This is a genomic window from Cupriavidus sp. CP313 (assembly GCF_054072015.1).
Genome location: NZ_JBSVZB010000001.1, coordinates 293,057 through 317,528, shown reverse-complemented (window position 1 = coordinate 317,528; position 24,472 = coordinate 293,057). Strand labels below are relative to the sequence as shown.

At 64.8% G+C, this 24,472-nt stretch carries 23 protein-coding genes and 2 pseudogenes; 8 read left to right on the top strand and 17 right to left on the bottom strand.

The features are described 5' to 3' along the window. Nucleotides 1-109: 109 nt before the first annotated feature. A pseudogene (locus ACW4E8_RS01435) lies at nt 110-587 on the top strand (substrate binding domain-containing protein); the annotation flags it as partial. Nucleotides 588-598: 11 nt separating this feature from the next. Here the strand turns inward: ACW4E8_RS01435 and ACW4E8_RS01430 are convergent. Next, the gene (locus tag ACW4E8_RS01430) at nt 599-1,627 is read right to left on the bottom strand and encodes an AraC family transcriptional regulator ligand-binding domain-containing protein (RefSeq protein ID WP_456802880.1); all 1,029 of its coding nucleotides are present in this window, start codon (nt 1,625-1,627) and stop codon (nt 599-601) included. 519 nt (nt 1,628-2,146) lie between these two features. On the opposite strand from ACW4E8_RS01430, the gene ACW4E8_RS01425 reads away from it, so the two are divergent. Then, the gene (locus ACW4E8_RS01425; RefSeq protein WP_410054231.1) at nt 2,147-2,680 is read left to right on the top strand and encodes a hypothetical protein; all 534 of its coding nucleotides are present in this window, start codon (nt 2,147-2,149) and stop codon (nt 2,678-2,680) included. A gap of 77 nt (nt 2,681-2,757) precedes the next feature. On the opposite strand, the gene ACW4E8_RS01420 is transcribed toward ACW4E8_RS01425, so the two are convergent. Further along, entirely contained in the window at nt 2,758-3,066 is a 309-nt protein-coding gene (locus ACW4E8_RS01420; protein ID WP_010810880.1) for an H-NS histone family protein, read from the bottom strand. A 282-nt stretch (nt 3,067-3,348) separates the two neighbouring features. On the opposite strand from ACW4E8_RS01420, the gene ACW4E8_RS01415 reads away from it, so the two are divergent. Next, nucleotides 3,349-3,759: a VOC family protein gene (locus tag ACW4E8_RS01415; RefSeq protein ID WP_456802879.1), complete on the top strand. Its 411-nt coding sequence runs from the start codon at nt 3,349-3,351 to the stop codon at nt 3,757-3,759. A gap of 181 nt (nt 3,760-3,940) precedes the next feature. On the opposite strand, the gene ACW4E8_RS01410 is transcribed toward ACW4E8_RS01415, so the two are convergent. Next, a complete protein-coding gene (locus tag ACW4E8_RS01410) occupies nt 3,941-5,335 on the bottom strand; it encodes an NCS2 family permease (protein ID WP_456802878.1) in 1,395 nt (464 codons plus the stop codon). Nucleotides 5,336-5,803: 468 nt separating this feature from the next. On the opposite strand from ACW4E8_RS01410, the gene ACW4E8_RS01405 reads away from it, so the two are divergent. Beyond that, nucleotides 5,804-6,010 (top strand): hypothetical protein, encoded by a 207-nt coding sequence (locus ACW4E8_RS01405; RefSeq protein ID WP_456802877.1) that lies wholly within the window; start codon nt 5,804-5,806, stop codon nt 6,008-6,010. Between the two features lie 14 nt (nt 6,011-6,024). Here the strand turns inward: ACW4E8_RS01405 and ACW4E8_RS01400 are convergent, their stop codons facing one another. Continuing rightward, the gene (locus ACW4E8_RS01400) at nt 6,025-6,648 is read right to left on the bottom strand and encodes an N-acetyltransferase (RefSeq protein ID WP_456802876.1); all 624 of its coding nucleotides are present in this window, start codon (nt 6,646-6,648) and stop codon (nt 6,025-6,027) included. A gap of 166 nt (nt 6,649-6,814) precedes the next feature. Further along, nucleotides 6,815-7,006 (bottom strand): glycosyl hydrolase, encoded by a 192-nt coding sequence (locus tag ACW4E8_RS01395; protein ID WP_456802875.1) that lies wholly within the window; start codon nt 7,004-7,006, stop codon nt 6,815-6,817. A 225-nt stretch (nt 7,007-7,231) separates the two neighbouring features. Here ACW4E8_RS01395 and ACW4E8_RS01390 point away from each other — a divergent pair, with 225 nt between their 5' ends. From ACW4E8_RS01390 to ACW4E8_RS01380, 3 genes are all read left to right on the top strand, one after another. Beyond that, nucleotides 7,232-8,389, top strand: coding sequence for a glycosyl hydrolase (locus ACW4E8_RS01390; protein WP_456802874.1), 1,158 nt, complete (start codon nt 7,232-7,234; stop codon nt 8,387-8,389). A 27-nt stretch (nt 8,390-8,416) separates the two neighbouring features. Beyond that, entirely contained in the window at nt 8,417-8,677 is a 261-nt protein-coding gene (locus ACW4E8_RS01385) for a MoaD/ThiS family protein (protein WP_013953842.1), read from the top strand. A gap of 238 nt (nt 8,678-8,915) precedes the next feature. Further along, nucleotides 8,916-9,884 carry a chemotaxis protein gene (locus ACW4E8_RS01380; protein WP_456802873.1) on the top strand — a complete coding sequence of 323 codons (969 nt, stop codon included), beginning with the start codon at nt 8,916-8,918 and terminating at the stop codon, nt 9,882-9,884. A gap of 275 nt (nt 9,885-10,159) precedes the next feature. On the opposite strand, the gene ACW4E8_RS01375 is transcribed toward ACW4E8_RS01380, so the two are convergent. Together ACW4E8_RS01375 and ACW4E8_RS01370 are read right to left on the bottom strand one after the other, a co-directional pair. Continuing rightward, nucleotides 10,160-10,816 (bottom strand): peroxiredoxin, encoded by a 657-nt coding sequence (locus ACW4E8_RS01375; protein WP_013953840.1) that lies wholly within the window; start codon nt 10,814-10,816, stop codon nt 10,160-10,162. A gap of 92 nt (nt 10,817-10,908) precedes the next feature. Beyond that, nucleotides 10,909-11,346 carry a universal stress protein gene (locus ACW4E8_RS01370; protein WP_035823164.1) on the bottom strand — a complete coding sequence of 146 codons (438 nt, stop codon included), beginning with the start codon at nt 11,344-11,346 and terminating at the stop codon, nt 10,909-10,911. A gap of 211 nt (nt 11,347-11,557) precedes the next feature. On the opposite strand from ACW4E8_RS01370, the pseudogene ACW4E8_RS01365 reads away from it, so the two are divergent. Beyond that, nucleotides 11,558-13,221 (top strand): annotated as a pseudogene (locus tag ACW4E8_RS01365) (SulP family inorganic anion transporter). Nucleotide 13,222: 1 nt separating this feature from the next. Here the strand turns inward: ACW4E8_RS01365 and ACW4E8_RS01360 are convergent. The 10 genes from ACW4E8_RS01360 to ACW4E8_RS01315 form a co-directional block, all read right to left on the bottom strand. After that, nucleotides 13,223-13,417 carry a hypothetical protein gene (locus ACW4E8_RS01360; protein ID WP_018308668.1) on the bottom strand — a complete coding sequence of 65 codons (195 nt, stop codon included), beginning with the start codon at nt 13,415-13,417 and terminating at the stop codon, nt 13,223-13,225. A gap of 193 nt (nt 13,418-13,610) precedes the next feature. Next, the gene (locus ACW4E8_RS01355) at nt 13,611-13,889 is read right to left on the bottom strand and encodes a PAAR domain-containing protein (protein WP_456802872.1); all 279 of its coding nucleotides are present in this window, start codon (nt 13,887-13,889) and stop codon (nt 13,611-13,613) included. Between the two features lie 16 nt (nt 13,890-13,905). Further along, nucleotides 13,906-15,132 (bottom strand): type VI secretion system protein TssL, long form, encoded by a 1,227-nt coding sequence (gene tssL / locus ACW4E8_RS01350; RefSeq protein WP_456802871.1) that lies wholly within the window; start codon nt 15,130-15,132, stop codon nt 13,906-13,908. A 131-nt stretch (nt 15,133-15,263) separates the two neighbouring features. Further along, complete coding sequence (locus tag ACW4E8_RS01345; RefSeq protein ID WP_456802870.1) at nt 15,264-15,758, bottom strand: hypothetical protein; 495 nt, start codon at nt 15,756-15,758, stop codon at nt 15,264-15,266. A gap of 54 nt (nt 15,759-15,812) precedes the next feature. Continuing rightward, on the bottom strand, nt 15,813-18,086 hold the full coding sequence (locus ACW4E8_RS01340; protein WP_456802869.1) for a T6SS phospholipase effector Tle1-like catalytic domain-containing protein: 2,274 nt from the start codon (nt 18,084-18,086) through the stop codon (nt 15,813-15,815). After that, nucleotides 18,083-18,700, bottom strand: a complete 618-nt coding sequence (locus ACW4E8_RS01335) for a DUF3304 domain-containing protein (protein WP_456802868.1) — start codon at nt 18,698-18,700, stop codon at nt 18,083-18,085. Before ACW4E8_RS01335 ends, ACW4E8_RS01340 begins: the two co-directional genes overlap by 4 nt. Before the next feature lie 40 nt (nt 18,701-18,740). After that, nucleotides 18,741-19,361: a DUF3304 domain-containing protein gene (locus ACW4E8_RS01330; RefSeq protein WP_456802867.1), complete on the bottom strand. Its 621-nt coding sequence runs from the start codon at nt 19,359-19,361 to the stop codon at nt 18,741-18,743. Beyond that, the gene (locus tag ACW4E8_RS01325) at nt 19,348-20,202 is read right to left on the bottom strand and encodes a DUF4123 domain-containing protein (RefSeq protein ID WP_456802866.1); all 855 of its coding nucleotides are present in this window, start codon (nt 20,200-20,202) and stop codon (nt 19,348-19,350) included. Before ACW4E8_RS01325 ends, ACW4E8_RS01330 begins: the two co-directional genes overlap by 14 nt. A 32-nt stretch (nt 20,203-20,234) precedes the next feature. Continuing rightward, nucleotides 20,235-22,685, bottom strand: coding sequence for a type VI secretion system Vgr family protein (locus tag ACW4E8_RS01320; protein WP_456802865.1), 2,451 nt, complete (start codon nt 22,683-22,685; stop codon nt 20,235-20,237). A 648-nt stretch (nt 22,686-23,333) separates the two neighbouring features. Then, nucleotides 23,334-24,452 (bottom strand): dihydrolipoamide acetyltransferase family protein, encoded by a 1,119-nt coding sequence (locus ACW4E8_RS01315; protein WP_456802864.1) that lies wholly within the window; start codon nt 24,450-24,452, stop codon nt 23,334-23,336. Nucleotides 24,453-24,472 lie beyond the last annotated feature (20 nt).

Genomic DNA, 24,472 nt, shown 5'->3' with positions numbered 1-24,472 from the left:
CCCCAGTCTATCGGCGAACCTCGGCAGTCTTCCCCTCCAAAAGGAAGGGGATAGCTTCAGACTTGCGGGCGCAAAGGAGGTTGGTTCTAGGGCGTCTCCATCGCGAGGGGACGATTCGACGCTGGTCGCGCGACGGCTGGCCAATAACCGGCGGCTGCTGTGTGCCTCGCCGGACTACCTGCGCCGGCGCGGCACGCCGCGCGCCCCGCAGGACCTGGCGCGGCACGATTGCCTGGTGCTGGTGGGCAGCCAGGGCCGGCAGGATGTCTGGCGCCTGAGCGATGGCGCCGGCGGGGAGATTGCCGTGCGCGTGCGTGGCCGGATCGAGGCCAATACCGGCGAGCTGTTGTCCGATGCGGCGCTGGCGGGCTTTGGCATCGCCCTGCATTCCACCTGGCATGTCAGCGCCGACCAGCGCGCCGGGCGGCTGGTGCAGGTGCTGCCCGATTACCCGGTCGCCGACACCGGCATCTACGCCGTGATGCCGCAAGCGGCGGCTGGAGCCGCCGCGTGTGCGCGCCTTTGTCGATTTCCTGGCCGGGCGCTTCGGCGACAACCCGCCGTGGGAGCAACCCGACGGCGGGTGAGCCGGCCTGCCCTAGGCGGGCGGATGCGCCGCCGCGCGCCGGTAGTCGCCCGGGGTCATGCCGGTCCAGCGGCGGAAGGCGCGGAAGAACGAGTTGGCATCGTCAAAGCCGAGCCGGAACGCGATTTCTCCCAGCGACATCGCGCCCCCGGCCAGGTAGCCGCCAGCCAGCTCGCGGCGCGCCTCCTCGCACAGCGTGCGAAAACTCGTGCCCGCCGCCATCAGCCGGCGCTGCAGCGTGCGCTCGCTGATGTCCAGGTGGCGAGCCACCGCGGCCAGGCTGAGGGCGCGCTCGCCGGCCAGCGCCTGCAGGGCCGCGCGCACATCGTCCAGCGAAGCGGACGCCGGCCGCGCTTCGCGCATGGCGTGGCCCGCGCCCGGGCCGGCCGGTCCGCTGCGCACGCGGGCAGCCAGGCGCAAGGCCAGGTCGCGGCGGCCGAACACGATGGCGTCTTCCGGCTCGCCAAAGCGCACCGGGCAGTCGAATGCCTCGGTATAGCGCAGGTGCCAGTCCGGCTGGCCGATGCGCAGCGACACCCGCAGCGGATGCAGCGGCTTGCGCGTGAACTGGCGCCCGAAGGCCAGCAGCGAGCACAGCTCCATGTCGATGCGCGGGCGGGTGTCGGGCGCCTCGGGGTCGCTCGGGCGGATGCAGACCCAGGCTTCGTCGCCCTGGCGGCGCAGTTCGATGCGGTCGCCGGCGAGCAGCTTCTGGTAGCGCGCGATGCGCCGCAGCGCGGTGCCCAGCGACGGCCCGGCCATGGCCGGCAGGCCCGCCAGCCCGAGCAGGTCGGTCTGCATCCGGCTGCCCAGCCACAGGCCGATGGTTGGATCGCCGGTGGCACGGTAGACCGCGCAGAGCACGTGGCAGGCCTGTTGCGGGCCGGCCGCCGGCACGGTGGGCCTGAGGTCGCTGGGGTCGGAGTCGGTGTCGGATTCCGGGGCAGGCGCGAGTCCCGATACGTCGTAGCCGCCGTCACGCAGTGCGTGCAGCAGGTCACGAGGCAACGGCCCGGCCTGGATAGGCTCTTGTTGTGTCATTGTCATTATCTGGCTGGCAAGTTGGCGCAAGTGCGCCAGTGCAGCCCCCGGTAACAACGAGATTACGCGGTGCCGGTGCCCCCTTCAAGGGCATGCGGGGGGACGAAGTGTGGCCTGGGCAGCGCAACGGCGTGCTGGCGGCGGGCGGTGCCGCACCGTTGCCGGATTCCGGGGCGCCTGCAACCGGTTGCCTAAAATTTGGGCGCTCCGGTGGGTTGCCGCACAGACCGGGGCTTTCGGGGAGGGCAGGGGCAGGATATCCACAGATTCTGTGGATATCACACGCCGGTTTTCAACATGGGTTTGTGCGGCTGCCGCCAGGCGCCGGATGCGGGTATGCTGGGCGGTTTGAGAGCGTGGCGTCTTGCCTGGCCGCGCTGTCATCGTGTGGCATCCCTGCCGGATTTGCCGCCATCGTGCCGCCAACGCCCGCTGTTGGCCCAATTGCGACTCTACCTGCCTGCTGCCATGCGCCATGACCGGTCGTCCGCAGTCCTGCCTCGCCTTGCCTTGTTGCCGATACTTGCCGCCGCGCTGGCGCTGTCCGGCTGCGTGGCGCAATACCGGGTGCCTGCCGGCGCCCCGGCCGCCAGCGTGCGGCTGCTGACCAGCACCGACGACAACACTTCGTTCACCGTGGTTGATCCGGCCAAATGCCCGGTGCCCGCGCGGCCACTGGTGCTGGCGGGAACCGGCAGGCAGTTGTCTGCGATGGGACGGGACCGGAGCCTGGACATGGCCGGGCGCTCGCCCGAGCCGCCGGCGCGCACGCGCGAGCGGCTGGTGGAGGCGGGCCGGCGCATCTACGTGGCGGTGACGTCGGCCGCGGCGCCGCCGCTGCCTGAACTGCGTTGCGCGGCGGGCGTGTCATTCGTGCCGGCTGCCGGCGGCCAGTATGAGATCCGCTACCAGCGGGACGAAACCGCGAGCCAGTGCTCGGCGCAGGTATTGCGCATGCAGCCGCTGGCCGACGGCGGCGCGCGCCTGACGGCGGAGCCGACCCAGCAGGGCTTCAGGGCGCTGCGCAAGGACTATGTCTGCCAGGCGCAGTGACGCGCGCCCGGCAGACCGATGGCACCATCGATTGAAGCGGGCGTTTGAGGCAGGCGCCCGCTGGCCGCGCAGGCGGCTTACTGCTCGATCAGGAAACGCTCCGGGCGCTTGCCCAGCCACGCCGGCGCGCGGCCGCGGCCCGACCAGGTCTTGCCGGTCTTGGGGTCCATGTACTTGGGCGGCAACGCGGATGCAGGCTTCTTGGCGCTCGAACCGGCCGGGCGGCCACGCTTGCGGCGGGGCAGGATGTCTTCGGCGGTCAGGCCGTATTCAGTCATCAGATCCCGGATTTTGTCGATCACGCCGGCGACTTCCGTCGCACGCACTTCATTCAGCTTGGCTTCCAGCGCTTCCTTCTCAGCCAGGAGTTGCTTGTATGTCGCCATTTATATCCCCTTTCTGCAAATAGGCCGCTGCATGGTACTAGAAGTTGTGGTGTCGGTTCACCTAAAAAAATTTTACAAAAAATAACGGAGATTGCACGGACTGATTGTTTGCCGGCCTGAATTGACGGTTGCACAGCCCACGATGCAGTCAGCCTTGGGCTGTTCATAGCCCGTTTTGCCTGCATTTAAGGACAATCAAAATACGCACAACCGGGGGCTTTAGCGCCTAGACTGCTTGTCTGCGCCCAGCGCAGCCCCCTGACACGACTACCGGAGCCCCCGATGAGCCAGCAGATCTTTGTCAATTTGCCCGTCCGCGACCTGCAAAAGTCGATTGCCTTCTTTACGCAGTTGGGTTTTTCCTTCAATCCGCAATTTACCGACGACACTGCCACCTGCATGATCGTCAGCGACAACATTTTCGTGATGCTGCTGACGGAAGCCAAGTTCCGCAGCTTCTCGCCCAATGAAATCTGCGATGCACGGAAATCGACGGAGGTGCTGGTTTGCCTGTCGATGGAAACCCGCGCCCGCGTGGATGAAATGGTCAATGCCGCGGTCGCGGCGGGTGGCAATACCTACAAGCCGCCGATGGATTTGGGATTCATGTACGGGCATGGATTCCAGGATCCGGATGGCCATGTCTGGGAACTGATGTACATGGATATGGCCGCAATGCAGGCCGGGCAATGAAGGCGATTTAGCGAAACGCCATTCACCATCCGCGGGACCTTTCAAGCAAGCCACCAAAAAAAACAGCCCGGGAAAGCAGGAAGCCCGGGCTTGAAATCCACCTGGATCACGGTGGAGGAGACATCTGGTTGTCAGCGTCCCGGGCGTGGCGCCCGGGACGCGGCAGTTGGCTTCGGCAGGATCAGATGGCCCAGCCCCCGGCATAGAACGCAGCCAGCACGACCGCGATGGCCACCGTGCCGACATTGAGCTTGCGCCATTCGCCGGCCACCACGCGGCCCACCACCAGGGTGCAGAAGCCCAGCATGATGCCCGTCACGATATTGCAGGTCAGCACGATGAACACGGCGCAGACCAGGCCAGCCATCGCGTCGACCATGTCGTCCATGTGCAGGCGGCTCACGCTCGACAGCATCAGCAGGCCCACGTACATCAGCGCCGGCGCGGTGGCGTACGAGGGCACCAATCCGGCCAGCGGCGAGAAGAACATCACCGCCACGAACAGCAGGCCCACCACCACGGCGGTCAGGCCGGTCTTGGCACCGGCGGCCACGCCGACGGTCGACTCGATATAGGCCGCGGCCGGGGCGCCGCCAAACATCGCCGAGAAGATCGAGCTGACCGAATCCGCGGTCAGCGCGCGCCCGCCGTTATGGATATGGCCGGCTGCGTTGAGCTGGCCGGCTTGTCCGGCGACAGCGCGGATCGTGCCGGTGGCATCGAACACCGCGGTCATCACCAGCGCCAGCACGCTCGGCAGCACCGCGGCCGTCAGCGCGCCGCGCACGTCCATGGCGCCGATCAGCGATTCATGGCCGGGCGCGCTCAGCGACGGCAGCGCGAACACGCCGGTGAACTTCACCGCCGGGTCGAAGGCCAGGCCCAGGGCGGAAATCGCGACGATCACCAGCAGGATGCCGCCCGGCACCTTGCGGCGCTCCAGGCCGAAGATCGCGGCCAGGCCCAGCACCGACATCACCACCGGGAACGAGGTGATCTTGCCCAGCGACACCGGCAGGCCGGGATGGGCGTTCTTGACCACCAGGCCGACTTCATTCGAGGCGATCAGCAGCAGGAACAGGCCGATGCCGATACCGGTGCCGTGCGCCACGCCGGCGGGCAGGTTGCGCAGGATCCAGGAGCGCACGCCGGTGACGGAGATCGCGGTGAAGATCACGCCCATCAGGAACACGGCGCCGAGCGCGACCGCCGGCGACAGGCCCTGCCCCAGCACCAGCCCGAAGGCCATGAATGCGGTCAGCGAGATGGCGCAGCCGATGGCGATCGGCAGCTTGGCCCACAGGCCCATCAGCAGGGAGCCGAAGGCGGTGGTCAGGCACACCGCGACAAAGACCGCGCTGGTGTCAAAGCCGGCCTTGCCCAGCATGCCGGGCACGACAAAGACGGCGTAGACCATCGCCATGAAGGTGGTCACCCCGGCGACCACTTCCTTGCGCTGGGTGCTGCCGCGCGCCGTGATCTCGAAAAACGCGTCGAGCCGGCTCCGGACTTCGGGGACTTGGGGGCGTGCAGCATCGGCTTCCGTCGCGGGCGACGGATAGGGCTGTTCGATCATGATGAGCTGTCTCCTTGCGGGCGCTGCAACGTCCGTCGTACGGACTGTCGTCAGGCGTGTCTCACGTGGTTCTGGTCTGGGCTGGAGGCGGAAACCTGGCCAACCCGCTGTTATCGGTGTGCCGCTTGTCGGTGCCTTCTGTGGGCGCGATCCGGACAAGGCTGAAGGCTAGGTGACCACGCGCCATGCATCATCACCGGCAGACAATGCGCGGCATGTGCATCGAGGAATATCGAATATGACGATTAATCGACTTCGATTGGCGGATTGGCATCAGGTGGCGCTTCCGGCAGGTGGCCATTATCACGCACCCCATATACGGCCTATAGGTACAGACCCGGATGATTCAGGCGCAACTTCTCTATACTAGGGATAACCCTGAACTGCCTCCCGATCCGGGCCGAACCACGGCTGGATGTGCTTCGTGAGGCGCACCAACTTCCATCCCAACCGGAAAGGATATTCGCCATGCAAGTACTCGCCGACACCCTCTATCGCCAGCCCGCCCAAGCCAAGGCATCGAAGCCCGCCGCCCAGCCGGCACGCAATGTTGCCTACTACGCCCGCGTGGGCGGTGGCCAATCGCTGGCCGCGCGGGTGCGCGCCTACTTTGCCCAGGGCTGGACCCTGTACGCAGCCAATGCCCGCGAAGCCGCGCCGATCCGCCGGCTGTAAGCGGGCGCGCTGCCTCAGTACATGCCGGTGCGGGCCATGAACGCGTCCAGCGTCCAGCCGCGCCCGAGCAGCAGCATGCGCGTATGCAGGCCCTCACGCACGGGCGCGTCGACGGCCTGGCCCAGCCAGGTCAGCGTCTTGTGGCGCAAGTCCACATAGCCCATCGGGTGATCGGCGGCCAGCGCCTGCCATAGGGCGTTGGCGCCGGCCGACTGGCGCGCCCCGCTCAGCAGGCACAGCCCGCCGTCCAGCGCCCAGCGGTATAGCGCCCGAGCCAGGCCGCGGCGCTGGTAAGCGGGCGCAAACTTTGTGTGCGGCGCCCGTACCCATGGGTCGGCCCGGCGGCCGACCTCGATCAGCCGGTTGAAAACCGTATAACCGGCCAGCCGGCGCTGCATCACATCTTCCACATACACGTAGTACTCGCCGTCGGCCTCGCGATAGCGCAGGCGCAGGCCTGGCGCTCCTGCGGGCAGCGCCGGCATGGGATGCAGGCGGTCACCGGGTTGGCCGATGCGGTCGTGCACGGCACCCAGCTCGCGTTCGATATCGCCCGGCGCCAGCTCAACGTCGATGCGCAGTTCGAGCGCGTGCGGCATGGCCGGCGCCGGCAGGCGCAGGGCATGGAAATTCACCATGGCAAGACTCCACCGGGCTCAGGGATTGAGGATCAGGTAGAGGGCGGCAAGCGCCACCATGGCGCAGAAGGTATGACGGTAGAGCGGGGACATGTCTGGCTTTCTCCTGGCTGCATGATCAAGCGGGTGCCGGATGGCATCCGCGACATGGGCCGTGCGGGAAAGCTCAGGACTGGAGGGTGGCGCCCCGAGCTGCCCGCACGGCCAGGAAAAGCACGGCGCGGCGGACCTGGGCGTACGCGTGGAAGCGGTCGGCCAGGTCGATGGCAACGCCCGGGCGCTGCGCGGCGCGCACGCGCACGCCTGCCGCCGGCAGGGCCGGGCGGTTCAGGGTGGCGAAGCGGACAGTGCGAAGCATGGGTGTCGGGGCGCGAAAGCATCGGGGGAACATTGCTTATGCCACACTTCGCACATAACGTCCAGGCAAGTTGCCGGCTTCCGCTTTTAACTCCGTTCTACCTCGTAGTCTTTGTGGCTGTCGCTGACCCGCCGCCGACAGCTTTGGTCATCCTTCAATTGTGAACACTGTCTACATGTACTAGACTCGGAAGCATCGTTCGCCGGCCTTCTTGCAGGAGCCATGATGACGACTTCCCCCATTCCCGAAACCGATACCGGCCCCGTCAGGCTGCTGGTGGCCACCACCAAGGGCGCCTGGTTCCTGACCAGCGACGCCGCACGCCGTAGCTGGCAGATCGAGGGCCCGACGTTTCTCGGCCACACCATCCACCATATCGTGCAGGATCCGCGCGACCCGTCGCGCATGCTGGTGGCGGCGCGCACCGGCCACCTGGGCCCGACCGTGTTCCGCTCCAGCGACGGCGGCCGCAACTGGACCGAAGCGGCGCGCCCGCCCGCCTTCGACAAGGCCCCGGAGGGTGAGGCCGGCCGGGTCGTCGACCACGTGTTCTGGCTCACGCCCGGCCATGCCAGCGAGCCCGGCACCTGGTACGCCGGCACCTCGCCGCAGGGCCTGTTCCGCAGCGCCGACCATGGCGCGACCTGGGAGCCGGTATCCGGCTTCAACGACCACCCGAATCGGCGCACCTGGACCGGCGGCGAGCAGGACGGCACGCCCGACGGCCCCAAGATGCATTCCGTGCTGGTCGATCCGCGCGACGCGCGCCACCTGTATATCGGCATGTCCAGCGGCGGCGTGTTCGAGAGCACCGACGGCGGCGCGGACTGGAAGCCGCTGAACCGCGGCAGCCTCGCCACCTTCCTGCCCGATCCCAACCCCGAATACGGCCAGGACCCGCACTGCATGCTGCAGCATCCTGCCGACCCGGACATCCTGTACCAGCAGAACCACTGCGGCATCTATCGCATGGACCGCCGCGAAGGCGTGTGGAAGCGCATCGGCGAAGCCATGCCGGCGGAGGTTGGCGATATCGGTTTCCCGATCGTCGCCCACCGCCGTGATCCGCGCACGGTGTGGGTATTTCCGATGGACGGCAGCGACGTCTGGCCGCGCGTCAGCCCGGGCGGCCGCCCCGCGGCCTATGTCACCCGCGATGCTGGCGAGACCTGGCAGCGCCAGGACCGCGGCCTGCCCGCCGAACAAGGCTGGTTCACCGTCAAGCGGCAGGCCATGGCCACCGACGGCCACGCGCCGGTGGGCGTGTACTTCGGCACCACCGGTGGCGAGATCTGGGCCAGTGCCGATGAAGGCGAGGGCTGGCAATGCATCGCCCGCAATCTTCCGCAGGTCTACGCGGTCACCGTGGCGCGCCCTGCCTGAATGCCATCAGCCGATCGGAGAACTTCCATGCAGGTCCGTATCGCGACGCCGCTCTTCTCCTATACCGGACAGCGCGAATACGTCGAAGCCCGTGGCGCCAGCATTGCTGAACTGCTCGACGACCTCGACCGCCAGTTCCCCGGCATGCGCTTTCGCATCGTCGATGAGCAGGGCAAGCTGCGGCCGTATATCCGTGTCTTCGTCAACCGCACGCAGCTGATGCGGCTGGATGCGGCGCTGAAGGAAACCGACGAGGTGCATATCCTGCAGGCGCTGGCGGGCGGCTGAAGCCGATCGCCGGCGACGCGGCATCACGCGGCATCACGCAGCCGCATCACGTCGGGCATCGAGCGATGCGCCTCATGCCCATCGCTGAACGCAGGCCATGCCGCCGGCTTCGGCCTCTCAACTCCCAATGCCCGCCGCCGATATCCAGTCATGAACCCTGCCGTCCGCCATCCGCCGCGGCCGCAGGCAGATGACAACGACGGCGGCAAACACCACACGCACGGCACGGGAGCGCAGCATGAGCAGTTCCATGAGGGACATCGACGAACGGACCAACCTCACCAACAACAACCAGTTCGAGCTGCTGCTGTTCCGGCTTGGCGAGGCCGAGCACTCCGGCCAGACGGAGCTGTTCGGGATCAATGTCTTCAAGGTGCGCGAGATCCTGGTGATGCCGCACGTGACGACCGTGGTGGGGGCCGACCCGTCGATCCTGGGCATGGCGGATATCCGTGGCCAGGTGATCCCGGTGATCGACCTGCCCCGGCTGGTGGGCTGCAAGCCTCGCAGCGGCCTGGGCATCCTGCTGGTGACGGAATATGCGCGATCGACGCAGGGCTTTGCGGTGGAGGCGGTGGAGGAAATCGTGCGCCTGGAGTGGAACCAGGTGCATTCGGCCGAGGCCAGCGTGCGGACCGGCCACGTCACCAGCATCGCCAAGCTGGACGGGGACACCGCGGGGGGCACGGACCCGTCGCGGCTGGTGCAGGTGCTGGACGTGGAGCAGATCCTGCGCGATGTGCTGCCGACGCGGCAGCCGGACGTGGACCCGGGCACGGTCGGCCCGCAACTGAGCCTGCGCCCGGGCGCCAAGGTCATTGCCGCCGACGATTCGGCACTGGCGCGCGGCCTGATCGAACAGGGGCTGAAGGCGCTGGGCGCGCCGGTGGTGATGACCAAGTCCGGCAAGGAGGCGTGGGAGCTGCTTGACCGCATCGCCGCCGAGGCGGCCAGCCATGGCAAGTCGGTGCAGGACGAGGTGGCGCTGGTGCTGACCGACCTGGAGATGCCGGAGATGGACGGTTTCACCCTGACCCGCAAGATCAAGGCGGACAGCCGGCTGAAGTCGCTGCCGGTGGTGATCCACTCGTCACTGTCGGGAGAGGCCAGCGAGGAGCATGTGCGCAAGGTGGGCGCGGACGCCTATGTGGCGAAATTCGTGGCCAAGGAACTGGCTGACACCATCCGCGAGGTGCTGACGCGTTGAGCGCCTGGGCGGAAGAATCGCAACAGGCACAAAATTCAAACGCCCGCAACCATTCCCGTACCCCGGCGGGTTGCCTATAAAACGGGCACTCCAGTGAGTTCCAGCGCCGGCGCGCCCTTTGCGGTTGTCAAGAGGGGGGATATCCACTGAAGCTGTGGATAGTTCCTGTGGACAAGTCGGGCCTCCCGGCCGCTACTGCCCGGGAGGCCCGGCGGCGGCCGGCGTGACCTCCACGCCTGGCCGCACTCCCTGGTGCTGGCGCTCCTCGCTCCCCCTTACTTGGGCTGCTCCACCGTGCGCAGGTAGGGCTTCAGGGTCTTGAAGCCCTGCGGGTACTTCTTCTTCGCATCCTCGTCCGAGACCGAAGTTGGGATGATGACGTCCTCGCCCGGCTTCCAGTTCACCGGCGTGGCCACGGTGTGCTTGGCATTGAGTTGCAGGGAATCCAGCAGGCGCAGCACCTCGTCGAAATTGCGCCCGGCGCTCATCGGGTACACCAGCATGGCCTTGACCTTCTTGTCCGGGCCGATGATGAACACCGAGCGGATGGTGGCGTTGTCTACCGCCGTGCGCGGGCCGCTGCCGCTGGCCTCGGGGTGGATCATGTCGTAGAGCTTGGCCACGGTCAGGTCGGCATCGCCGATCATCGGGTAGTTGATCGCATGGCCTTGCGTTTCCTCGATGTCCTTGGCCCAGCGCTGGTGGTCGCCGACCGGGTCGATGCTCAGGCCGATGATCTTGGTGTTGCGCTTGTCGAACTCGGGCTTGAGCCCGGCCATATAGCCCAGTTCGGTGGTGCACACCGGCGTGAAGTCCTTGGGATGCGAGAACAGGATGGCCCAGTTGTCGCCGATCCACTCATGGAAGCTGATCTTGCCTTCCGTCGTGTCGGCGGTGAAGTCAGGGGCTTGCTCGCCCAGTCGAATCGCCATGGTTGCGCTCCTTGCAGTTGGCGTGGTGTGGAAACGCGCGTCGCCGCGCACTGTTGCCCGCTATCTCGCTATCTCGTTGTTCGCCCGACCGCCTAGCGGAAGACCAGCACCGGGATCGTGCTGTGGGTCAGGACCTTGTGGGTCTCGCTGCCGATCAGCAGCGCCTGCAGCCCGCGCTTGCCGTGCGACGACATCACGATCAGGTCGCAGTCGCGCTGCTGTGCGCACTGGATGATGGCCTGCCAGGGATGGTCGTCGGTGGCGGTGACGGTCTCGCAGGCCACGCCGGCCTGCGCGGCGGTGTGGCTGAGCGTGGCCAGGAAGGTATCCGCGTGGCGCGCGGCCTCTGCGGCAAAGGTGTCCTTGGTGTCCTGCAGGCTGGTCAGCCGGTAGGTCAGCACGTGGTACTCGGGAATCACATGCAGTCCGGTCACGCGGGCGCCGATGCGGCTGGCGAAGGCCATGGCGCGGGCCGCCATCGCGTCGGCGCGTGCGGAGCCGTCGGTAGGCACAAGGAGGTGCTTGAACATGATGGGCCTCCGATTGCAGAAGATTGCCGCGTCCGCCTGGGCCCATACCCCGTACGCCCGGGCGAGCCAATCCAGTATAGGAATTGAGTGGCATAAGCGACAGGGCAGACGTGGCGAATATCACGGCGCAAGCCGCAAGCCGGCGGACATTAACATCCTGTTATCATCCAATGCACCATCATCATCCTGCACGAACCCGAGGGATTGACGCATGATCGCGCTGCGCGAAGCTTGGCTGGCCGGACTGTTCCGACGCGGCAACTGGCTGCCGAACATCGTGTCGGGCGTGATCGTCGGGGTGGTGGCGCTGCCGCTGGCCATGGCGTTTGCGATCGCGTCGGGAGCCAAGCCGGAGCAGGGCCTGTACACGGCCATCGTCGCCGGGCTGGCGGTATCGCTGTTCGGCGGCAGCCGGCTGCAGATCGCGGGGCCCACCGGCGCGTTTATCGTGGTGCTGTCCGCCGTGACCGCGCGCCACGGCACCGACGGCCTGCAGATCGCCACCCTGATGGCGGGCCTGATCCTGCTGGCGATGGGGCTGACGCGGCTGGGCAGCGTGATCCGGTTCATCCCCGCGCCGGTGATCGTCGGCTTCACGGCTGGCATCGGCGTGATCGTCTTTGTCGGCCAGTGGCGCGATTTCTTTGGCCTGCCGCCGGTCACTGGCGAGCATTTCCACGAAAAACTCTGGCACCTGCTGCAGGCGCTGCCGCAATGGCACCCGGCCACCACCGCGCTGGCGCTGGTAGTGGGCGCGCCGCGCGTGCGCTGGCTGCGGCGCATCCCCGGGCCGCTGGTGGCGCTGCTGGTTGCCACCGCGGTGCAGGCGCTGTTCCGCTTCGACGGCGTCGCCACCATCGGCACCGCCTTTGGCGGCCTGCCGCGCGGGCTGCCCGTGCCCGCGCTGCCGGACATCACGCTGGCGCGCGTGCTGGAACTGGCCGGGCCGGCCTTCACCATCGCCATGCTGGGCGCGATCGAGTCATTGCTGTCCGCGGTGGTGGCCGACGGCATGGCGGGCACCCGGCACGATTCCAACCAGGAGCTGGTCGGCCAGGGCATTGCCAATATCCTGGCGCCGCTGTTCGGCGGGTTTGCCGCCACCGGCGCCATCGCCCGCACCGCCACCAATATCCGCAATGGCGGCAACAGCCCGCTGGCCGGCGTGGTGCATGCGCTCACGCTGGTGATGGTGCTGCTGTTCCTGGCGCCGCTCGCGGGCAGCGTGCCGCTGGAGACGCTGGCCGCGATCCTGTTCGTGGTGGCCTACAACATGAGCGAGGGGCGCCAGTTTGCGCGCATGGTCCGCCGCGCGCCGACGTGGCCATCCTGCTGATCACCTTCACCCTGACCGTGCTGACCGACCTGGTGGTGGCGGTCAATATCGGCGTGATCCTGGCCATGCTGCAGTTCCTGCGGCGCATGTCGGCGTCAGTGGAGGTGGCGCGCCAGGATGCCGTGGACGTAGCGCGCGAACTGGGCGACGCCGGCGCCGGCCTGGCCGCGCGGATGCCGCCGGGCGTGCTGGTCTATGTGATCGACGGCCCGTTCTTCTTCGGTGCCGTGGAAGCCTGCGAGCGCGCGCTGGTGCAGACCCATACCGAGCCGCGCGTGCTGCTGATCCGCCTGGGCCGCGTGCCCTTCATGGACATGACCGGCCTGCAGACGCTCGAGGCCGTGATCGTGACGCTGCAGAAACGCGGCGTGGCGGTGGTGCTGGCCGAAGCCAACGAGCGTGTCAGGGAAAAGCTGGCGCGCGCGGGCGTGCTGGCGGCGCTGGGGGAGGGCAACTACGTGGATTCGCTGGCGCAGGCGGTGCAGCGCTGCAGCGAGCTGGCAGGCGAAGGTGCAGGCGAGGGCAACGCCCCGCGCTGAGTTACTTCTTCTGCCGTGTGCTGCCCGCGGGCTTGGCCTTGGTGGCGTATTCCACGCCATGCTGGGCCAGGTATTCGCGGATCAGCTGGCGCACGACCTGCGACGGTGTCAGGTCCTGCGAGGCGCACAGGGTTTCAAAGGCCTTTTTCTTGACCGGATCGATCAGGATGGTAAGGCGGGCGGTCTTGGATTCCATGAGGGTGTCCGGCTGTCCCGGCCGGTGATGGCGGCGGCGATTGGATGGGCATTATATACAGGGCAAAACAGTGCCGAGGCCAGCGAGCCAGCACCTGCCTGGTCTCCCGTCTTCGCGTTTGATCCATGGCGCAGCTTCTTGGCTGCGACGTAGGCCCAGCCGCTTTGCCGCTCTCGCTACCCAGGAACTTGTCCTATCCCGCGCTCGCGTCCGAGCTGCCGAGCAGCGTACAGCCGCATTCGGTCATGTCACCCGCGCAGGCGGCCTCGCGGTCTCCCAGCATCAGGCCGGAGGTCGCGGTGATGATCTTATTGATGCCGTGCGGGCGTCCGTCGGGGTAATGCCCGGGGCAGTCCACGAGGTCGCCGAGTCGGGCCATCGGCTTGCCGTCGAGCAGGTCCTCCTCGGACCCGGTGATGACCACGCCCTTGTGGCTGGTCGCGTCGCCCTTCCTGATGAGTGTTCCTGACATTGGCGTGGCTCCTGCGTTACTGGGTCACCACCACTTCCACGCGCCGGTTCGCGGCACGTGCGGCGGGGGTCCGGTTATCGGTAATGGGCTCGCTGTCGCCCTTGCCGATGGCTTCGAGGCGGCCCTTGGCAACGCCATTGCCGGCGAGGTATTCGCTGACCATGGCGGCGCGCTCTTCCGACAACGCCTGGTTGGACGGGAACCGCGCGCTCTTGATCGGCTGGTTGTCGCTGTGGCCGATGACCTGCACCTTGCCCTCGACCTTGTTGATCTCGGACGCCACCTTGTCAAGCGCCGGCATTAGCTTCGCGTTGACTTCGGCCTGGCCCGCGCCGAACATGTCGTCGCCCCGGAACACCACGGTGCTGCGGCGGTCGTCGTCTTTGACCGCCACCACACCGCGCGCAATCTCGTCCTTGAGCAGTTCGGCCAGGCGCAGCGCCTTCGGTGCCGGTGGCGGCGTCAGATTGCCGATGGCGGCGATCTGCTGCGTCACGTCGTGCTCCTTGAACAGCAACTGGTATTTGTACCAGCCGGCCAGGCCGGCTAGAACCAGCGCAGCTAATACCCAGCTCATCCAGACGGGAATGCCGCGCAGGTGATGGAAGCGGCCAGGCGGGGCGGGCTCGCAATGCGGGGACAGTTCCTTGGGTACCGGCCCATAGTGCTTGTTGAGCGCATCGAGCAAACGGCCCCGGATCATGCGCAGTTGCTGTTCGCCGTCCGCCATGCCGCGATACCGCCCCTGAAAGCCTAATGACAAGACTAGGTAATAGACCTCGATGGGACCGATGTTCTCCGGCACCGATTCCACCAAGCGGCCAAGGATTTGGAACACCTTGGTGCCGCCCTGGCGGTCCTGATGGAAGGTCGAGGCGAGAGCACTGCTCGGCCATGCGCCGAGCGAATCCGCATTGCCACCGCCCCATTCTGTGTGGCTGACCGCCTCATCCAGCGCCGTGCACAGCGCGTAATGCGCGGCGGTGGTGTGCTTGCGGTCGATGTTCAGCCGGTCGCAAATCGCCTGGAAGTCCCGCAGTTCCTGTTCAAGCAGCGCACGCAGCCGCTCCACCTTGCCGCGCTCTTCCATCTTTGCCGGGATTTCAGCGAGCGCGCGCAATAACCGTCTGGCGGCTTCGTACAGTGGATTTCGCGCGCCAGCAATTTCCGCGACACGCGCTTCGATGGATTTGCCGGCAGGCAATGGCGCCTGGGAGGGTTCCTGCTTTTCCTGCCCCGCCACCGCCTGCCTGGCGGTGGAACCTTGCGCCGGCGGCTTCGGACTTGGTGCGGGGTCGTCCTTGTTGAGCCACGCTGTCATGCTTTACCTCGTTTGCTGTTGGCGATAAGGGTCGTAATGACTTGAGGCATGCCTTACCTCGTGCTTACACGCGATTTAGCGAGATGTCTGCTTCGAAGTCTCCCAAGTAGAAATCCAATTAATGCATAACAAGGTATTCCAAGATAAATAGGAAGGGCAAATAGAAATTCAAAGAACGGAGCGGATGGAACAAGATAATTTTCAGCTATATCCATCCCCAATTTCGGATCCAATATCCCGATTAATACTATTCTGAATATTGACCACGAAAGATATATTAATGCACCAATCAATGCTCCTAGAATGCTATATAAAATTGGTGGGCTCTTCCTCTCGGGCAGGATGGCAATCAGGATTCCTATGAATGCCCATATAAGCGTCAGCCATTCGGCGTAGGCCCGGATAACCATCCAGCGGTCGATACCTGCCCGGCATGCGGCATCGCCAGCAGCTTCTAGGCCAAGCGCCAGCGCAGCGCCGAACAGCACTCCAACAAGGCCGTAGCCAATGATTCTTTTCCAGTTCCGCACCGTTTTCGTGTAGTTCATACGTGGTTTTCAAGGTTGATGGATTGGATTCTGTGGAACGCGAACGGGCTGTTGTCAGGCCGCACGTTTTTGCGCACTGCCCGTCATGCCGAGGTACTGGATCCTTTTGTCGCCGCCGACAAAGAAGCTGCGAGCCCAGCCGTACCCGCCTAGCGCGTATTCATGGAAATTCGGTACGCGGAACCAAGCGCGGCTGTCGTGGATGTAGTTGTCAAACAGTTCGATGGCCGCCTTCTCGCGCAGAGAAAATTCGTCTACCGCTTTCGGGGCAGTGGTTGCAGTCAGATAGGAAATCATCTCCGGAGCCGGCTTGACCAGCACATCATCACTGGCGTAATAGGACCGGAGGGCGGCGGTGGAAACCAGCGCATCGGGGTCCACAAGCACAACGTTGGGTGAATCCGCTTTCGCGCGATCCGCGCGAGGCACCGCAAGATGTTCGCCAGACTTCTTGATCGTGCCGCCAACGGCGCCACCAATGGAACCGCCGGCTGCACCGACTATTCCACCGAGAGCGCCGGTAGCAGCTCCCTTACCAGCATCATCGAGGCTGAACAGGCGGATGACAGATTCTTTGCGCACGTTCAAACTGGCCTGCTGCTCCGGATGAAGGAAGCCCAACAGCAGTTGGAATTCTTCCGCTGCCTCCAGCAAATCGGTCCGGTCATTGGTGACGAGTTCGTCAGCGCCTTCCCCGGCGCGGCGTTCTGCAGGGTCTTTCCCGGCAGCTTCCGCCATGATGTCCCACTCGCGCTTGGCAATGGCCGCTTCATTCGCCGCGGCTTTGGCTCGGATGGCGGCCATTTCCTTCATGTCATCCATGATCTGAGGAATCGCCTGGCGCTGTCCGGAGTACGCTTGCAGCCGCGCAGCCTGCTTACATAGCTCGGCCTTCTCTTTGCGTAGCCGCAGAAGCTCGGGATCGTTCTGCTTGCGCCTTTCGGTTTCGAGGTCAAGCTGATGCGGCGTCAGTTTCGCCTCGCACTTCTCCGCCGCATAGCGATAGAACGGCTGATTGGTGATGTAGGTACCGGTGTGCCAGCGGGCGCGCAGGCTGCGCCATTGCAGGCTCTGGCGCAGACCGAATTCGAGCGCCTTCTCAACATTGTCTATGGCGGGCAGTTTGGCCCGCCACTCGTTGAAGGCTTCGGCGACAGCCGGATCAATGGTGAAATCCGTAAGCACAGGGGCAGGCATGCGGTCTTCTTCGCTCTTGGCATCCACGGTGTACAACGGCACGCCTACCTTCAGCGCTTCGATATACATCTCGTGCAGCGTAATCTTGCCCAGCCGGTGTCCCTCGCCCTTGACCGACTTGCCCTGGTCGCCCGGCGCATAGCTGCCGCCCACGTCCGAGTGCACGCCAGGATACGGCACTTCCAGCACTTTGCGTTTGAGCGTGGGGTAGCTGTCGCCTTGCCGGATGGAATCCAGCGGGAAGCTCATGCGCTGCTCATGCATCGAAAAGAAATGAACGCAATGGCGGACTTGCGGCGGAATGTCCAGGGCGCCGCCGCGCGCGGCCCAGAAGTGACCGTCAAATGTGCCAATGTCCACGGCGGCACGGAACGAGTCAGGCGGCCCGACCGACGCCACCGTATCAAACAGGCCCATGAAGTTGACTTCGTACTCGATCTTGTCGGCCAGCTTGCCATTTTTTGCCCAATCCTTGAGCAATTTGCTGACGAAGACGCGAGCACCCGCCGCGCCACGTGAGAAGCCAAAGACATTGATGTAAGCCTTCTTGACGAGCCGGTTGCGCTTGCACTGCTGGACCAGCGATTCATAAAGGCTGCCGAGGTGCTTTTCCTTGGTAGTGAGCAAGGAGGAACTGAGGCCCCAATCGAGCTTATCGCAAATCTTGGCGGCATCGTCATCCTTGATCAGGTCGTCACCATGTACGCCAGTCATTGCTTCATGTACACCATTTAGTACACGGGTATAGCCCCAGACGCAGCGCTTGGCAAAGCCGCTGGCGAAGGCCTTGCCGCTGCTGCTGTAGGTGTGCTCACCCAGTTCTGGGAACGGTGTGCCAACGCCTGCCATGTAGTAGCTGAAGATCCCCTTCAACGGGCGATGGGGGCAGGCATTGAACAGCCGCGCTACATTTGTATGCGTCTTGTAAGTCGAGTCTCGCCAGCTTCTTCTAGTCTTGGGGTCGTCGTTGTTGTTGGTGCCGTCGAAGAACAGATTAATGTGGATGGTCTGTTCACACGCCCCAAGCACATCATTGACCGTCGTCTTGCCGAATTCGTAGGCGCGCTTTCCTTCAGGAAGGCGGCCTGTGTCGGTTTCTGGCATGGTACTAGGCAAGCGGAAAACGCTCATCGATATCTCTCCTGGAGTTCCTTGGTTTGGGCGTCATCACGCACGCCTTGCGCGACAAATGGGTCATCGTCGGCTGGTCTGACATTGACATCGTTATGCCCATTTCTATTGCCATCCGCGACCATGACTTTCACTCGGTCACCCGGCAGGAAGATGGCCCAGAAGCCCGATGTGCTCGATCCATATTGAGGTACCGTGACAGTGGCCGTAAGCACTTCGAATTGGCTCCTGTCTTTGTAGTCGTAAGGTTTGCGGTCGCGCTCCCATTCAATATGCAGTTGCGTATCGGGCTTCCATGGTTGCGGTATCCCGATGCAGCATCGCTCGCCCGCTTCACCAGGTCCTTCCTTACCGGCGCGAATCATGTTGCCCCCGCCCCCCTCCATGCCACGCGGGCCGCTAACGCTGAAACTATGGATGTAGTCAGGGGAGTAATTCAGCCCGCGAACTCCGCCCGGATAGATTGTTTCCTTGCCGGTGCTACTACCCGCGCTTGCTGTCGGGGCAGAACGCGATTCCCCCGAGCATGCGGACATGGCGCCGACCGTGCCCAGTACCACCAGGGCGGTGAGCCATGAACGAGTGCGTTTGCGGCTCAAGCTCCTTGTTGTCATTGTTGGTCTCCCTTTGCAACGCTGGGCAAGCGGAATACGCTCATCGATATCTCTCCTGGAGTTCCTTGGTCTGAGCGTCGTCACGCACGCCTCGCGCGACAAATGGGTCATCGTCGGCTGGTTTGACATTGACATCGTTATGCCCGCTGGCATTGCCATCTGCGACTATGACTTTCACTCGATCTCCCGGCAGGAAAATGGCCCAAAAACCCGACGCGCTCGATCCATATTGAGGCACTGTGACCGTTGCACGCATCGCTTCCAAGCCGTTTTGGATGTCGCCGTCATAGGGGGACCGATCCAGCTCCCATTCGATTTCCAGCTTGGTATCGGGCTTCCATGGCTGGGGAATACCGATACAACACATTTCCGCACCACCTCCGCCGGGACCATCTTTTTGGGCTGGACTGACATTGGGGCCGCCGCCCTCCATGCCACGCGGGCCGCTAACGCTGAAACTATGGATGTAGTCAGGGGAGTAATTCAGCCCGCGAACTCCGCCCGCATAGATTGTTTCCTTGCCGGCGCTATTAGCCGCACTTGCCGACAGGCCAGAATGCGATTCACCCGAACAGGCGGACGTGGCGGCGATAGTGCCGAGCAACACCAGCACGGTGGTCCATGGCCGCGAGCGCTTCTGACTCGGACTAATTTTTGTCATTGTCAGTCTCCGTTTGGTGATTGGCCTGTCTGGCAAGTACGCGGTTCCACGCATAATCCGGAATGCGTTCCATGCAGGCGTCGAAGGTGCCGCCCGCGCGTGAGCGTTCTTCCAGCACCCGACGCACCTCGGGGTCCTGGTCGAAGTCCGCGCCATAGCGGTACGAGTATTGGCAGTAACCCACGCGGTCGGCGGGTTCGGTGAGCCGCCATGCCGCCACGCGCTTGTAACGTCCGATGAAATCCAGAAAGCGCGGCAGGTACGGGCCGTCGCCGGGCACAGTGCCGTCGTCAATCAGGCCCGCCAGCATTTCATCTGGCTCGCAGTGCGCGACAAAATAATCAACCTGCTGCTGACCGAGCGTGATGGCGACAGGCGAGGTCTGGACTTGCTGGCCGTTCAGCGGACCATCCACACGCTTCCACTCGGGCTCGTGACCGCGATACTTCCATTGCAGGATGGGGGCTATCAGTTTGCGTGTCGTGTCCTCGCCCCATAGGTTCATGACCGTGCGCAGGTTGCGCGGGTCGAAGTAGCGCACCATCGCGCTCAAGCCGTCGCCGAGGTCGGCGAACAGGAAATGGCGCAGGTGCGCGGCGAGCGCATCGATGCCGACCCGGCTCCAGAGCAGGGTCATGCAAGGCGCCTGCACGTCGAGTTCGTCGAGCTTGGCGAGCCAGGGCTCGTCGGCATCGGCAATCAGCGCCAGGAACAGCGAGGCGTCACCGGCGTCTTCCTCCGGCAGGCCGGCATAGACGTTGCGGTGCTCGGTGGCCTCGCGCATGAGGTTGCCGATAAGCAACGGGTGCTGCGCGCCATCGGCCAGCGCGTAGATGTACACGGGGTGTCGTTCCGCGGTCATTGGCACCCCTGTCAGCGCAGCAGCAGGCCGGTATTGCGCTTGGCCGCCTTCAGCAGGCATTCCAGGCAAACCTGCTTGGTGCTCAGTTCGGTCGGAATGCTGTTCGGCCCCGTCAGCAGCTTGCTGGCGGCGTGGACCGTGAACTTGCCGTTGGTGCCGTGCTCGATGTTGCCGTCCAGGCGCAGGTAGCTGCCGCCGCCCGCCAGCAGGAGCTTTTCCTTGGCCTGAATGACGATCTCGTTGGCGGTCATCGTGATCTTCAGCTTCGCCAGCAGGTTGATGTTGTTCTTCAGCGCTTGCAGGTCGATGTCGCCCATGTTGGCGACCAGCTTCATGCCCGCCTCGTATGCGAAGAGGCGCAGTGCCTTGCGCACGCTGGCAAAGAACCCGCCACCGGTGGTGATTGACAGGTGTTCCCCGGTGGTTAGCGCGGTGTCTCCGCCGCTAGCGATGTGGGTCGAGCCGGCAGCGGTGGAAACAATGCCGGCGGGGCTGGCTGACACCAGGTGGGGGGCGGTGAACTCTTTCAGGTCGCCGCCACCCTTGATCTGCTCGTTTTGCGTCTCCAGCTTCTTCGCGATGTCCGGCTGCTCGCCGTCCTGCGCCTGGGCTTCGGTGGCCTTCTCGCCCATGGTGGCGGCAATGTCTTGCGCCCTTTCCAGCAACTGAACGACATCACGCACGTTCATGGCGTTGCCTTCGGCGTTCAGGCGCGAGAAGGTGGTGATGAGCAGGCCAAGGGCGGCGCGCAGCGCACCATGTGCGTCAGTTCGCAATTCGTAGCCTTCGCCGCGCTTGTCCTTGCGCCCCTCCCAGTCGTTGACGCGGACGTTGTGGCCCAGCGCGAGCAGGCTGCTCTGATGGTCCGACGCGACTTGCACTTGCTGCTGGCCCTGCGTGTCGTCGTAGAGCGTCTGGTTGCGGCCTTCGCCGAACAGTTCCTTGCTCTGGTAGCCGGACAGGGCAAGTTGGTTCGGCAGGTCCCACGGCGGCAAATTGAGCTGGTTGTTGATCACACCGACGATGATGGGCCGGTCCGGGTCGCCGCCCACATAGGCCACAATGACCTCTTGCCCGATGCGTGGCAGGTGCGTGTTGCCGAAGCGGTCGCCCGAGGCAAAGTTGGACACGCGGATCCAGCAGGAACTGTTCTCATCGTTGTTGCCGTAGCGGTCCCAGGAAAACTCGCAGCGGACCCGGCCCCATTTGTCACACCAGATTTCCTGGTTGGCCGGCCCTGTGACCCGCGCAATGTGAGTGCCGCCGATGTAGGGCTTCTCGACCCATTCTGGCCGGAAGATTTCGCGGGTGGGCTGCGCCTCGAATTCGACCTCGCAGCGCCATTGCTGGCCGCTGCCGGCGAATTCGCCCACGTCCTCGATCAGCAGGCGCGTGTTGAAAATCAGGTACTCGCAGTTGGCTTTCTTGCGCAGGAAGCGCGAGAGCGTAAAGGTGTGGCCTGCCGCCATGGAGCGGACATTCCCCTTGCCGCGCACGCGGTGCCCGTGCTGCCGGATCGCTTCCATGCGAATGCGCGCCAGCATGTCGCCTTCCGCGCGGGCATCGCTGCCAGCCATGGGTTCGGCGTGGTCGCCCGGCCACGCGTACAGTTCATAGTTCGCGTGGCTGGTGTCGCGCGGGTCGTCGGCGGACACATTCAGGTCGGCGCGCGGCTGCTTGAAGTCGTGGTCGCCGTGCGCCCATTTGCCGGTAACCAGGCGGTCGTGCGCCTCGAACTGGTAGAGGTGTTCCTCGTCCACCCGGTCTGAGGACGGATACCAACTGATGGTGTGATACGCGGGGCTGGGGATGTTCTGGAAGGCCCCGTTGCCGTCAGTCAAGACCATTCGATGATGGCCGTTCGAATGTTCGAAGAAGAACGAAATTCCCCATTCTGCGAGCAGGCGCCGCACGAACTGGTAATCTGTCTCGCCGGGCTGCAACTGATATTCGCGCTTGGGGTACTGGATATCCAGCAGGCGGCGCTCGACCGGGAAGGTATAGTTGCTCAACACCGCTTCCACGATTTCCAGGACATTCATGTTCTGGTATCGCTTGAAGGTGCTGGTAAGCGTCGCCAGCCACAGCCAGGGGCGCAAGGTCAGGCGATAGAGGATGCGCTCATTCTCGTGGAATGGTCCTCGCACGTCGGTCACGAGGCCGGTAATCTCGCGCTTGCCTTGGCCGAAGCCGCCCGCCAAGCCAGTGCCGGAGCCATCTAGCTCGATGCTGATGGTCAACTCCTTGCCCTGCATGGCCTCCATGTCGAAGTCGCCTGCGGGGCCGTACAGGACGTTGCGGGAGTCGGGCGTCTTCAGTTCCAGGTCATACTCAAATAAGGAATTGATGCCTTCGATGCCGGACAGCCGGGAGAACACCAGCAGCGGCTGCCCCAGCAACTCCGGGAGGCCCTCACCGGACACGGTGACGGTACGAAATGAAGATGGCCGACGATTACCCATGCAAGCACGCTCCGCGAAAATGGATTGGTGGCTGCGGCAAGCAGCCAACGGGCTATTTTGCGAGGCAATCGCTGCGCCCGCATCAAGGAGGCATCAATACGTATGGGATGATATTGAAGGCGGTGTCCAGCGGTAAATCAGACGTTTCCTAAAAATGACTCGTATTGATTGAAGTCAGAATTAAGATAATCTGAATTAGCCTGAATCATTTTCATTGGCAGATTCGAGCGGACGAACGAATGCCGGCGCACGGGAAATACTCCGCGGCGCCGGGGCAAATCATGCGCTGCGGCGAGCCGTTGCATAAATCAGATTGAGAACAAAGCTCTCCCGAGCTGATGAAATCAGGCGATGTGGACGGATTGAGGGCGGGCCAGATAGTTGACCTGGAACGGTCGATAGATAAGAAGATTCATCTCGGAGATTGGCGTTCATCCCGTGCCGGCGATTCCACTACTAGCGGGGATGATTTCCGCCAACATACGCTAGCCGCGGGCGGCCAGCAGCAAACAACGGCGCCGGCATTTCCTTCCTATCGAGCGAATTTCCCACTCCTCTCCTTTCTCGCGGGAGAGGGGTGCGGCCACGACGGGCAGCGGCATTCTCAGAAACTATCGGCCGGGCCAGTGTGCCTGCTGTCGGCCAGATTTACACCGCCATCTCCAGATCCGCAATCACCGCCGCCAAAAACCGTGCCGCCTCCCCACCCGTCACCACCCGATGGTCAAAGGTCAGGCTCAGCGGCATCACCCGGTGCACCGCCGGCACGCCGCCGGCCGCGACCACTTCCTCGCGCACGCGTCCCGCACCCAGGATTGCCACGGTCGGCGGCACCACGATAGGCGCGGCATAGCGCCCCGCGATCATGCCGAAGTTGGACAGCGTGATGGTGTTGCCGCGCATCTCCTCCGGCGCGATGGTGCGCGCGCGGATATCGGCGCGCATGCGGTCCAGGCCGTGGCGCAGGTCTGCGGCATCGCGGTTGCCCACGTCGCGCAGCACCGGCACGAACAGGCCCTCGGGCAGGTCCGCGGCAATGCCGACGTCGATCTTCTTCAGCACGTGGCGGCGGGCGGTCTGGCCTTCGTACCAGGCATTGAGGCCGGGCTCGGCGCGGCAGCCGGCCACCAGGGCGCGCACCAGCCGGATGGTGACATCGGCGCCGGGCTGCCAGGCGTGGATGTCGGCGTCGTCCATCACGGTGGCGGCGGCCACTTCGGCTTGTGCACGCGCCATGTTCTGCGCCATCGCCCGGCGCACGCCGCGCAGCTCTTCCGGCGCGCCCAGCTCGGCCAGCGTGCTGGCTACCCGCTCCACGTCGGCGGCGGTGACCACGCCCTCGGGGCCCGAAGCCGTGGCCATTGCCAGGTCCACCCCCAGCCGGCGCGCCAGCGCGCGCACTGCCGGCGTGGCCTTGACGCGCGCGGCCATGCCCGCGGCGGGTGCCGCGGTGCCCGGAGGCGCGGCTTCATTGACCACGTGCGTGCCGACCTGGACCGAGCCCACCACGGTGCCGGCATCGGCATCCTCGCCCGCACCCTCGAAGCCGACCAGCGGCGCGCCCAGGTGGACGATGTCGCCGGGCTGCGCAAACAGCTTGCCGATGGTGCCGGCATACAGCGACGGGATTTCCACGATGGCCTTGGCCGTCTCCACTGACAGCAGCGGCTGGTCAGCGGCCACGGTGTCGCCGGTCTTGACGTGCCAGGTCACGATTTCGGCTTCCTGCAGGCCTTCGCCCAGGTCGGGCAGCTTGAAGACTCTCATCGGCACTCCTTGCCTATCGT